The organism is Serratia sp. GW822-FHT06D09 (assembly GCF_058799515.1).
Map to the genome: position 1 here is coordinate 283,481 of NZ_JBXALO010000001.1, position 11,685 is coordinate 295,165.

11 protein-coding genes are annotated in these 11,685 nt (G+C 56.0%); 5 read left to right on the plus strand and 6 right to left on the minus strand.

Translation table 11 applies throughout. The annotated features are described in order from the left end of the window. Positions 1 to 53: 53 nt before the first annotated feature. Both AC1RKG_RS01365 and AC1RKG_RS01370 read left to right on the plus strand, forming a co-directional pair. Positions 54 to 650, plus strand: coding sequence for an NUDIX domain-containing protein (locus AC1RKG_RS01365; RefSeq protein WP_261448424.1), 597 nt, complete (start codon positions 54 to 56; stop codon positions 648 to 650). Then, on the plus strand, positions 647 to 1,015 hold the full coding sequence (locus tag AC1RKG_RS01370; RefSeq protein WP_493181755.1) for an NUDIX hydrolase: 369 nt from the start codon (positions 647 to 649) through the stop codon (positions 1,013 to 1,015). The genes AC1RKG_RS01365 and AC1RKG_RS01370 overlap by 4 nt, the downstream gene beginning before the upstream one ends. A gap of 44 nt (positions 1,016 to 1,059) precedes the next feature. Here the strand turns inward: AC1RKG_RS01370 and AC1RKG_RS01375 are convergent, their stop codons facing one another. Next, entirely contained in the window at positions 1,060 to 2,241 is a 1,182-nt protein-coding gene (locus AC1RKG_RS01375) for a MalY/PatB family protein (protein ID WP_493181756.1), read from the minus strand. Then, on the minus strand, positions 2,234 to 3,853 hold the full coding sequence (gene malX, locus AC1RKG_RS01380) for a maltose/glucose-specific PTS transporter subunit IIBC (protein ID WP_048760927.1): 1,620 nt from the start codon (positions 3,851 to 3,853) through the stop codon (positions 2,234 to 2,236). Before malX ends, AC1RKG_RS01375 begins: the two co-directional genes overlap by 8 nt. 262 nt (positions 3,854 to 4,115) lie before the next feature. Between malX and AC1RKG_RS01385 the strand changes: the two genes are divergently transcribed. Continuing rightward, on the plus strand, positions 4,116 to 5,147 hold the full coding sequence (locus AC1RKG_RS01385; protein ID WP_046373658.1) for a Mal regulon transcriptional regulator MalI: 1,032 nt from the start codon (positions 4,116 to 4,118) through the stop codon (positions 5,145 to 5,147). 2 nt (positions 5,148 to 5,149) lie between these two features. On the opposite strand, the gene AC1RKG_RS01390 is transcribed toward AC1RKG_RS01385, so the two are convergent. Further along, a complete protein-coding gene (locus AC1RKG_RS01390; RefSeq protein WP_493181758.1) occupies positions 5,150 to 6,028 on the minus strand; it encodes a LysR substrate-binding domain-containing protein in 879 nt (292 codons plus the stop codon). 204 nt (positions 6,029 to 6,232) lie between these two features. Here AC1RKG_RS01390 and ampC point away from each other — a divergent pair, with 204 nt between their 5' ends. After that, positions 6,233 to 7,369, plus strand: a complete 1,137-nt coding sequence (ampC, locus tag AC1RKG_RS01395) for a cephalosporin-hydrolyzing class C beta-lactamase (protein WP_130015675.1) — start codon at positions 6,233 to 6,235, stop codon at positions 7,367 to 7,369. A 45-nt stretch (positions 7,370 to 7,414) separates the two neighbouring features. On the opposite strand, the gene AC1RKG_RS01400 is transcribed toward ampC, so the two are convergent. The 3 genes from AC1RKG_RS01400 to AC1RKG_RS01410 form a co-directional block, all read right to left on the minus strand. Continuing rightward, on the minus strand, positions 7,415 to 8,569 hold the full coding sequence (locus tag AC1RKG_RS01400; protein ID WP_048760933.1) for an MFS transporter: 1,155 nt from the start codon (positions 8,567 to 8,569) through the stop codon (positions 7,415 to 7,417). Positions 8,570 to 8,644: 75 nt separating this feature from the next. Beyond that, a complete protein-coding gene (locus AC1RKG_RS01405; RefSeq protein WP_493181761.1) occupies positions 8,645 to 9,247 on the minus strand; it encodes a TetR/AcrR family transcriptional regulator in 603 nt (200 codons plus the stop codon). A 163-nt stretch (positions 9,248 to 9,410) separates the two neighbouring features. Beyond that, entirely contained in the window at positions 9,411 to 10,340 is a 930-nt protein-coding gene (locus AC1RKG_RS01410; RefSeq protein WP_493181762.1) for a LysR family transcriptional regulator, read from the minus strand. A gap of 101 nt (positions 10,341 to 10,441) precedes the next feature. Between AC1RKG_RS01410 and AC1RKG_RS01415 the strand changes: the two genes are divergently transcribed. Continuing rightward, the gene (locus tag AC1RKG_RS01415) at positions 10,442 to 11,608 is read left to right on the plus strand and encodes a serine hydrolase domain-containing protein (protein ID WP_493181763.1); all 1,167 of its coding nucleotides are present in this window, start codon (positions 10,442 to 10,444) and stop codon (positions 11,606 to 11,608) included. The last annotated feature ends 77 nt before the right edge of the window (positions 11,609 to 11,685 follow it).

Genomic DNA, 11,685 nt, shown 5'->3' on the forward strand with positions numbered 1-11,685 from the left:
ACGAAAATGCACGATAGTATCAATTTCCTTTCCTGCTTGTGGAGTTGAGCACCATGATCGCTACCCAAGATCGGGTTCGCATTGTCGAAACCCGGGTACTGTCTGATGACTGGTATTTGCTGAAAAAAACCACCTTTGATTTTTTGCGTCGCGATGGCGTATGGCAGCGACAAAGCCGTGAAACCTACGACCGCGGCGATGGAGCCACCATTTTGCTGTTTAACCGGCAAAGGCAAAAGGTAGTGCTGACGCGCCAGTTCCGCTTCCCGGCGTTCGTCAATGGGCACGACGGCATGCTGATAGAGGCTGCCGCCGGGTTGCTGGACAATGCGTCGCCGGAAGAACGCATCCGGGCCGAAGCGGAAGAAGAAACCGGCTATATCGTGCAAAACGTGCAAAAGGTGTTTGAAGCTTACATGAGCCCCGGTTCGGTGACGGAGAAACTGCACTTTTTTGTCGGCGAATACCAGGCCGATGAGCGGGTCAGCGATGGCGGCGGGGTGGAGGCGGAAGGCGAAGATCTCGAAGTGCTGGAACTGCCGTTGGCAGACGCACTGCGCGCTGTCAGCCAGGGCACCATTGTCGATGCCAAAACCATCATGCTGCTGCAGTTTGTTGCCCTAAACCACACTCTGGAGAAGCGTTTATGAGCGCCCAACTGATCCTGATTGCCGGCCCGTACCGTAGCGGCACCGATGGCGATACACAGCGCATTGCCGACAACTTGCACTGGTTGGAGCAGGCCGCGCTGGCGGTCTATCAGCGTGGGCATGTGCCGGTGATCGGCGAATGGTTGGCGCTGCCCCTGGCAGCGGCGGCCGGTTCGACCCAGTTGGGGGATGCGGTGAGTGAAGCGTTTCTCTATCCGGTGGCCCACCGACTGATAGCCCAGTGCCAGGCTATTTATCGCATCGAAGGGGCGTCGGCCGGCGCGGATAACGACGTGCGTCTGGCTAATGAGTGGGGAATACCGGTGTATTATCGTCTGGATGATATCCCGCAGTTGACACCGTAAGAATGAAAAAAGGCAGGCTTTCGCCTGCCTTCCAGCCCCTCAGTTCAAACCTCGTCCAACACAAACTTCAACCCATTTATCAACTTGTCCATGCCCGCCTCAAGCTTGCTGCGCGGGCAACCTACGTTCAGCCGCAGGAAGCCACGGCCTTCTTCGCCGTAGGTGAAACCGGGCATAATCGCTACCTTCTCGCGTTCGATCAGTACCTGCTGTAGCTGGCGATCGTCTATGCCCAGTGGGCGCAGATCGATCCAGGCCAGATAGGTAGACTGCGGCGGCTGCCAGGCCAGGGCAGGAAAGGCCTGATTCAGCCGCTCGGCGACGTACGTCAGGTTGTCCTGCAGGTAATCACGCAGCGCATCCAACCAGGGTTCGCCGTGGCGATAAGCGGCAATATGCGCCGCCACCGCCAGCACCGCCGGGGAAGATAAGCCGTCGCGCGCTTTCAACTGCTGGAAATAAGCCTCGCGGCTGGCATCGTCACTGATAAAACCGTAGGCGCCGGTCAACGCCGGGATATTGAAGGTTTTCGAACCTGAAGTCAGCAGTGCCCAGGGCGTGGTGGCGACCTGACTCCACGGCGTGTGGCGGTTTTCCCCCCAGACCATATCCATGTGGATCTCATCGCTGATCACCCGTACGTCGTGGCGTTCGCACAGCTCGGCCATCTGCTGTAATTCTTCTGCGCGCCATACCTTGCCGGTCGGGTTCTGCGGGCTGCACAGCAGCAGAATTTTGGTCTGTGGCCGTGCCAGCAAGGCTTCCAGGTGCGCCATATCGCACAGCCAGTCGTTACCCTGCTGATGCAGCGGGCAGGCCAACAGTTGGCGCTGATTACCGAGGATCACCTTATAAAAGGCGTCATAGGCCGGGGTATGGGTGACCACGTATTCACCCGGTGCCGACCACTGGCGAATCAATTGCGCCACCATATAAATTACCGACGGGCCATACACGGCCATGTTGGTGTCGACGGCGGTCGCAAACCGCTGTTGATACCAGTGGCGTACCGCTCCGAGAAAATCTTCATGTTGCCAGCGGCTATACCCCAGCACGCCATGCTGCAGGCGCTGTTGCAGCGCCTCGATAATGCAGGGTGCGGTGGCGAAATCCATATCGGAGATGGTAAAAGGCAATAAATCGTCATGGCCAAAGCGATCGGCAATGTAATCCCACTGCGTGCACCAGGTACCGTGCCGATCGACCGGGGTAGAAAAATCAAACATGAGACGCTCCCTGCAGGGCCGCAGCAGGTTGCGCGGCGGCTATCAGTGAGTCTAATTCATCTTTCACCGATTGCACCTGCGGGCCGATCACCACCTGCAGGTTATGCTCGTTAAGGTGCACCACGCCAATCGCGCGGTTGGCTTTCAGCGCGGCATCGTCCACTTTGCTCATATCATCAACGGACAAGCGTAAACGGGTGATGCAGTTATCCAATGAGACGATGTTCTCGCTACCGCCCAGCGCCGCCAGGATTGCCGGCACGTTATAACCGGATTTGCCTACCGCACCGACAGGGGCGCTTTGGCTGCCGGCAGTCTCGCTTTCACGGCCCGGCGTTTTGATATTAAAGCGCTGAATGGAGAAGCGGAAAATAGCGTAATAGGCCGCGAACCAGATGGCGGCAACGATCGGCACCAGATACCACTTGGTGGCGGTACCGTGCAGGATGCCGAACACCACGAAGTCGATGATGTTGCCGTCGGTGTTGCCGATGGTCACACCCAGCAGCGCCATCACGGTGAAGCCCAGCCCGGTCAGGATGGCGTGAATGAAGTACAGGAAAGGTGCGACGAACAGGAACAGGAACTCGATCGGTTCGGTAGTCCCGCCGACCACGCAGGCCACGACGCCGGAGATCAGCAGGCCCTTAATCTTATGGCGGTTTTCCGGTTTGGCGCAGTGATACATTGCCAACGCCGCTCCCGGCAGACCGCCGAGGAATGCCGGCATTTTACCCTGTGACAGGAAGCGGGTGGCGCTTTCGGCAAAGCCGGTGGTGGTCGGGCAGGAGAGTTGAGCCTGGAAGATGGTCAGTGCGCCGCTGACGCTATGGCCGCATACGTCCAGCGTGCCGCCCGCCTCGGTAAAGCGAATTAGCGCCACCAGAATATGGTGCAGGCCGAACGGCAACAGCAGGCGTTCGCCGGTACCGAAAATCATCGGCCCAAAGGCACCGGCACCATTAATCACCCAGCCCAGGCCGTTGATGCCGGCGGCAAACCACGGCCAGATCAGAGGGATCACCAGCCCACACAGGCCCAGTACCAGGGTAGTGACGATCGGCACGAAGCGGGTGCCGCCAAAGAACGCCAGCGCATCCGGCAGTCGAATGGTATTAAAACGCTCATGCAGCAGGTAAACGATAATGCCGACGATCACCGCCCCCAGAATGCCGGTATCGATCGACTGAATGCCGAGGATGTTCTGGATGTTATTGGCTTTCAACACCAGCGGATCGGTGGTGGGCAAAATGCCGGCGGTGGTCAGATAGAAGTTGGTGGCCAGGTTCAGCACCGCAAAACCGACAAAGCCCGAGAACGCGGCGACACCCTTGTTTTCACGCGCCATGCCCAACGGAATGGCGATGGCAAACATCACCGGCAGGAAGCTGAAGGCGAATGAGCCAATCTTGCTCATCCAGGTGAACAACAACTGGAAGGCAGGGTGGCCGATAAACGGCATCAGGGTGATGACGTCGCGGCTGCTTAGCGAACTGCCGATCCCCAGCATGATGCCGCAGAACGACAGCAGGGCGACGGGCAGCATGAATGTTTTGCCCAGGCTCTGGAAAAACTCCCAGAGCGTAATTTTTTGTTTTTTAGGTGCTGGCATAACCGGCGGCTCCTGGCGAAAAAGCGTGCAAAAGTGGTGTGTACCCCTGTTAGGTAAAAATAAGATAAAACGTTTTACCTAGCAAAAATGCGCCGCTAATCACAATTTCAAAGCCTGCTTTGCGGTGAGAATGAATGAGCCAGTAAAACGTTTTACTGATCAAACAGATTCGGTATACCATTTGCTTCAAGAGACATCCCCCTGGCTTGCTACCCTTGAGTGGCCAGGGGACAGAATGCCCAGGATCGGGCTCGCCGAGGTCATGACCATCAAAAAGATCACCATCACTGATGTTGCGCAGCAGGCCGGCGTCTCCGTCACCACGGTTTCGCTGGTGCTGAGTGGCAAAGGGCGCATTTCATCGACCACCGTAACGCGGGTGAATCAGGCGATTGAAAGCCTGGGCTACGTGCGTAACCGTCAGGCGGCGACGCTGCGTGGCGGAGAGTCGGGCGTGATTGGGCTGATCCTGCGTGATATTTGCGAACCGTTTTATGCGGAAATGACCGCCGGGCTGAGTGAAGTGCTGGAGGAACACGGCAAAGTGCTGTTCCTGACCCAAAGCGGTCGCGATGGCAAAGGGCTGATGCGTTGTTTTGATACCCTGCTGGAGCACGGCGTTGACGGCATGGTGCTGGCGGGCGGCGTGCGTATGGCCGAGGGGCTGAAGGAAAAAGCCGCAGAGCAGGGGGTTCCGCTGGTCTGTGCGGCACGTTCCAACGGTTTGGACGGGGTAGACGTGGTGCGGCCGGACAATATGCAGGCCGCCAAACTGGCCACTGAATTTCTGATCAAACGCGGCCACAGCCAAATCGCCTATCTCGGCGGGCAAAGCAGCTCGTTGACCCGCGCCGAGCGCCTGGGGGGCTTTTGCGCCACGTTGGTACAGTACGGCCTGCCTTTTCGCACCGAATGGATTGTCGAGTGCGACTGTCAGCAACGGGCGGCGGCGGAAGCGGCAGAAAATCTGCTGCGCCAGTATCCGAACATCAGCGCACTGGTGTGCCACAAGGCGTCGGTGGCGCTGGGGGCTTATTTTGGCATCGTACGTAGCGGGCGCAGTATTGGCTCGGAAGGCGTGGATACCTATTACGGTCAGCAGGTGGCCCTGATCGGTTTTGGCGACGTTCCGGAAGCCGAACTGACCGAGCCGCCCTTGACGCTGGTTTCCAGTTCTGCGCGTGAAGTGGGCCGCAGCGCGGCCTCACGCTTGCTACAGCGGATTGCTGATACCGGGTTGCCGCCGCAAAACGTTATCCTGCCACCAATGTTGATTAAACGCGGTTCTGCCTGAATTTACGCCGACTCTTCATTATTGGCCTGTTGCTGTATCCACCCGACAAACATCTTCATCGCGGGTGTCATATCGCGTGATTTCAGGTGGGTGAGCCAGTAAGCACCAAGATTGGCTTCGGCGGCAAAGGGGCGCTGCAATACCCCCTCGCGTAATTCGCGAGCAAACATGCGGGCCGGTGCCAGGGCGACGCCGCCGCTGTGAATGGCACCTTCCACCATCAGCCGCGAAGAGTCGAATACCGGGCCGTTTATCCGCCATGGCGTGACCTGTGCCGCGGTGAACCATCGCTCCCATTCGTCTTTGCGATAGCTGCGCATCAGAAGTTCGTGTTGCAGATCCTGCGGCGTGCGAAGGCGTTGGGCGATTTCCGGCGGGCACAGCACCGTCAGCGGGGCGTCAAACAATTTAAGGTTGTGGGTAGCGGGCCAGCGTCCTTCGCCGAAGCGGATAGCAAAATCCATTCCGTCGGCGGACAGGTTAACCAGGTTATTGTTGGTCAAGACACGCAGATCGATAAACGGATGCGATGCTCTGAAGGCCGCCAGACGCGGCATTAGCCACCCAACGGCAAAGGTACCAACCACCGCCACCGTCAGCACCTCATGGAAATGCCCGCCTTCGAACTGCTGTAGCACCGATTCAATGCGGTCGAAGGCGTCGGTCAATATCGGCAGCAACGCCTGTCCTTCTTCGGTAAGATCCAGACCACGCGGCAGCCGCCGGAACAGTTGAATACCCAACTGTTGTTCTAGCGTTCGCACCTGTTGGCTGACGGCGGCCTGGGTAACGCTCAGTTCCAATCCGGCGCGGGTAAAATTCAGGTGGCGGGCGGAGGATTCAAACGCCCGCAGAGCATTCAGAGGAAGTCGATTGCGCATAAGCTAAGCCATAAGTTTTTCTTTATGCTGGCTGAAATTATTATCGCTTGTCAATCTATGTCTAAACCCCGATATTTTGCGCAGCTGGTGCGGATATCACGCAGTCAGAAAAGGAATACCTTCATCAACCAGGGATGTCTTTGTGTCGAATGACAACAAAATCTTTTAGCCTCGGCCGATACCCTAAAACTCAAGAGCTTCATTATGACGAAAATAAATCGCTTGGCGGCCGCGTTGTTCGCCGCACTGATCCTGCCGGCAGGCCATGCCGCCGACAAAGCCGACATTGACGCCATTATTCAGCCGCTGATGCAGAAATATGCCGTTCCAGGCATGGCAATTGCGGTTTCGGTAGAGGGGAAACAGCAGTTTTATCACTATGGCGTGGCGTCCAGGCAGACCGGCAAACCAATCACCAACCAGACGCTGTTTGAAATTGGTTCATTGAGCAAAACCTTCACTGCGACCTTGGCGACCTACGCGGTCAGTGAAGGCAAAATGTCGTTTGCCGATCCGGCCAGTCGATATTTGCCGGCGTTGCGCGGCAGTGCCTTTGACCATGTCACCTTGTTGAATCTGGCGACCCACACCTCCGGTTTGCCGCTGTTTGTCCCGGATGACGTGACCAACGATGCGCAGTTGATGGCCTATTACCAACAATGGCAGCCGCCGCATGCGGTGGGCAGCTACCGCGTTTATTCCAACCTGGGCATCGGTATGCTGGGGATGATTACCGCCAAGAGCCTGAACCAGCCCTTTACCCAGGCGATGGAAAAACAGCTGCTGCCGGCTCTGGGGATGAATCACACTTATATTAAGGTGCCGGCCGAAGAAATGGCGAATTACGCCCAGGGTTACAATAAAAAAGACCAACCGGTGCGCGTCACGCCGGGGCCATTGGATGCCGAAGCCTACGGCATCAAATCCAATGCCCAGGATCTGATCCGCTACCTCGACGCCAACATGCAGGTGGTCAAGGTCGGGGATCCTTGGCGCAAGGCGCTGGCGGCCACCCATACCGGTTATTACCGCACCGGGGTGTTTACTCAGGATCTGATGTGGGAAAGCTATGCGTATCCAGAGAAGTTGGCGACGCTGACGGAAGGCAACAATGCCGGAATGATCATGAACGGGGCGCCGGCCACGGCGATAACGCCGCCGAAGCAGGATCAGGGCGCGGCCTGGTACAACAAAACTGGTTCGACCGGCGGCTTCTCCACCTATGCGGTATTTATTCCATCGCAAAAAATTGCGGTGGTGATGCTGGCCAATAAATGGTTCCCGAACGATGACCGGGTTGCAGCCACTTACCGTATTGTTCAGGCGCTGGACAAACGCTGATACCAATAGGGGCGCTGCGGCGCCCCTGACTTCACTCGTTATAAATTAACGCCAGCCCTGCTGACCGCGACGCAAATAGGGTAAAATTGACAACAGCGCCAATACTGCCAATGCCATCCCGATCCACAACGCCGAACGCAAACCATAACCGGAGGCGATCGCCATTCCCCCCAAATAAGAACCGCCACCTAAACCAATATTAATCACTGAGGTATGAACCGCATTAACCATAGGCCCTGGATGCGCCACGCTAACAATTCTCGCCATCATGGCAGGGTTCATTGGCACACCGGATAGGCCAATCAGTATTACCGCGCAAATGGCGATTAACGGGTATTCGGCAAATAACGCCATGCCGAACAACGACAGGCTGAGAATAGACAACCCCACCACCATAATCGCCAGACTGTGGCGATAGGCCAAGCGCCCGGTGATCATGTTACCGACAATATTGGCCAGGCCGTAAAGCATCAAAATAAAGGGCACGGTCTGCATGCTAAAGCCGCTGACGTCGACCAAAACGGGAACGAAATAGCTGAAGGCCGCGAAGCTGGCACCCAGAATTAAGCAGCTGGTGGTGCAGGCTTTCCAATAGGCCTTGTTTTTAAACGCCTTGATTTCCTCTGCCATTTTGAGCGTCCTGCCTGCGGCGATTGCGGGTAACAGGCGCACCAGCGCAAGCAAACAGATAAAGACCAACACGGCGACCAGACCGAAGGTGATGCGCCAGCCCCAGTGTTGATCGATGATAGTCGCAAGAGGGACGCCGAATACGTTAGAGACCATGAAACCGCCGATGACTATTGAAGCGGCGCGCGGGCGGTGTTGTATCGGAACCAGCGCCATGCTGGTTGCCAGCGAGAGGCTCAAACACCCAGCGCATAAAATGCCCGTCACAATTCGGATAGCAACCAGAATAGAATAGTCGGAAATAAAGGCACTCAAACCTTGTACCACCACATACAGAGCTAATAGCCACAATAAGGTGGTTCGATAGGGGGCTTTAAATTTTAAGAAAAAATAGGTTAATACCGGGCCACCCAACATTACGCCAAAGGCATAATAAGAAATTAAATGGCCAACTTCCCCGACGGTGATGCTAAAGGCTTCGGACAAAGTAGACATCATGCCCGCCACCATTAATTCTGCTGTGCCAATTGAAAAAATGGCCAACCCCAATATATACACTGCTAACGGCATAGCTTTACTGCTCTCCTGGATTTTGAATGATCGTTACAAAAATATTTAATACTCTGCGTGAGATTTTTCTTTGTTTTATAAGTTGATTAACAGACCTGCGACGACGTCTTCGAGGGTGTTTCTATCTGAAATGTTTTTATTCAGCACGCGCAAACCGTAATAACCGGCTAAAAAGCCTCTGGCCATTTCAATCGCGGATGCTTTGCAACCGAGTTCTCCTGTTTGTTGGCCTTCGGTAAACACCGCGACCAGGGTTTGTTCTAAACGTTGCCGATATTCCTGATTCAGACTGGCGACCGCCTGGTCTTTGCTGCCTCGCTCCAGTGCTGAGAACAAGACCATGGCGTCATGTTGCTCGGGTTGCGAGAGATCTTCGGCAATTCCCCACAGCAGCAGGGTACGTAGTCGCTCCTTCACCAGGCCAGGCTGGGTGAGAATGGCTAATTGCGCCGACATGGTGTGTTCATGGCTGCGCAATAACGCTTGCTCGTACAGAGCTTGCTTGCTACCAAAGGCATTATATAGGCTTCCTCTCCCCAACCCGGTACCGTTGCATAAATCTTGCGCAGAGGTGCCTGCATAGCCATTGACGCTAAAAACGGCCACGGCGGCATCAATGACATCCTCATCTTCGAACTGTCTCGGACGACCTGGATAGATAGGTTTTTCAGCACTCATGGCGGATTGGGGGGCTTTAAATGAGTTGAGGCCGTATAGTATTGATTGTGGAACGATCAGTCAAATAATTTCCCCTCGGTTATTTATCGAATGGCTAAATAAAATATATTTATATTTATCAGTTAATTACGATATTTTCGGTCACGGTGCAGCCAAAAAAGACTCAGGGCGCGCTAAGGCTGTTTTCGAAAGGAGACTGTTGCGCTCGTTTTTCGCGCATAAAATCAATAAACACGCGCAGCTTGAGCGGCATATGTCGACTGGCGGGAAAATAGAGGAAAAACCCGGGAGCATCGCTGCCGTAATCGGCCAGAACTTCCACCAGTTGCCCACTGCTCAGTTCACGGTGTACCGTGCCGATAAACCGCTGGGTGATGCCCAATCCCGCCAGCGCGGCATCTTTAATCAGTCTGTCTTCATTAAATATCAGGCTGCCGCCGACCTCCAGCGTCAGCTGCGCGCCATCCTGCTTGAAGTACCAGGGTTCGAATTTACCGCTGCCGGGAAAGCGGTAGCGCAAACAGTCGTGATCGCTCAGCGCTTGCGGTGTTTGCGGCGTGCCGTGCTGCGCCAAATAGCCGGGGGCGGCGATCACCACCCGTTTCTGACCGTTGTCGATGGGGACCGCAATCATGTCTTTTTGCAGCATGGCGTGCATACGGATACCGGCATCAAAGCTGTCCAGCACCAGATCGGAGAAATGGTCGTCGGTAAACAGCTCAAGCTGGATCTCGGGGTAACGCGCCTGAAACTCGGCCAAATGCGGGATAACCAGCAGCGAAGCCGCCAGCTGTGGCAGAGTGATGCGTAACAGCCCGGAAGGGCGGCCGCGCAAAGTTCGCAGATCTTCGGCCGCCACGTCAATCTGACCCATAGCCGGAGCCACCCGTTGATAAAACAAGCGGCCTTCATCGCTTAGCCGCACGGAGCGGCTGGTGCGGTTGAACAGCCGTACGCCCAGGCGGGTTTCCAACGCCTGAATGTTTTGCGAGACAGCCGGAGGCGTGACGCCCAATTGATTGGCTGCCTGAGTAAAACTGCCCAATCGGGCGACGGCTTCGAAAAACGGCAGCAGCTGCAACAGTGAGCTCATCTATCAGTAATTCCTGCTTAATGATCCGTTAAGAAATGCGGCATTTAATTTTATAATAATCGCTTTAGACTGATTTCATCATCCTCAGAGAGCAACAAAACATGTCGATAGCGGATCAGTCATTAGCAAAAAGAGTGCAGGGCGTTAGCCAACGGGCGATTGAGGAAGGGCGTATCGTTGGCAGCGTGGTGCTGGTCGCTCGGCACGGTCGCGTGGTTTACGCCAATGCCAGCGGCTATGCCGATCGTGAACAGAAGAAGCTTATGAGGCGTGAGACCCAATTTCGGCTGTCGTCGGTGTCCAAGCCTTACATTACGCTGGCGGCCATGCGCATGGTCGAACAGCAAAAGCTGGGGCTGGATGATACCGTCAGCCGTTGGTTGCCGTGGTTTACTCCGGCGCTGGCCGATGGGGTTCGCCCGCCAATTAAAATCCGTCATTTGCTGAGCCATACTGCCGGGCTGGATTATGGTCTGAGTCAGCCTGCGGAAGGACCGTATCATCGACTCGGCATTAAAGACGGTATGGAACTGTCGTCGTTAACGCTGGAGCAGAATCTGCGCCTGTTGGCGCAGGCCGATCTGTTGGCCGAGCCGGGCAGCGAGTTTCGCTATTCACTGGCAATCGATGTGCTGGGGGCGGTGCTGGAACAGGTGGCGGGCGAGCCCTTGCCGCAGGTGTTCAACCACTGGGTTGCCCAACCTTTGGGGTTGCGTAATACCGGTTTTTACACCGCCGATGCCGATAATCTGGCAACGGCGTATCACGACACTGCCGCGCAGCCGGAACCTATACGAGATGGCATGTTGCTGACCCTGCCGGAAGGGTTCGGCTTCGAGATTGAAATGGCACCCTCGCGTGCGCTGGACGCTCAGGCCTATCCTTCTGGCGGCGCTGGCATGGTCGGCGATGCAGACGATGTGTTGCAGTTGGTGGAAACCTTGCGCACTGGCAAGGAAGGCATTTTACAGCCGGCCACCGCAGCGCTGATGCGTCAAGCGCATGTCGGGTCGCACGCCGAGACTCAGGGGCCCGGCTGGGGGTTTGGTTTCGGCGGTGCGGTACTGGAAGATGCGCAGTTGGCGGCAACGCCTCAGCATAACGGCACTTTGCAGTGGGGCGGTGTCTATGGCCACAGTTGGTTTTACGATCCGCAAGCGGCGATCAGCGTGGTAGCCTTGACCAATACGGCCTTTGAAGGCATGAGCGGACTTTACCCGCAACAAATCCGCGATGCCGTCTACGGGATAAACGCACCCACTCGCTAAGCATCTCCTGCTTAAGCCTATGAAGGAAGGTTGCGGCTTTGGCGCGATCGACCAGCGCTGAGCGTGTATAAAACGAT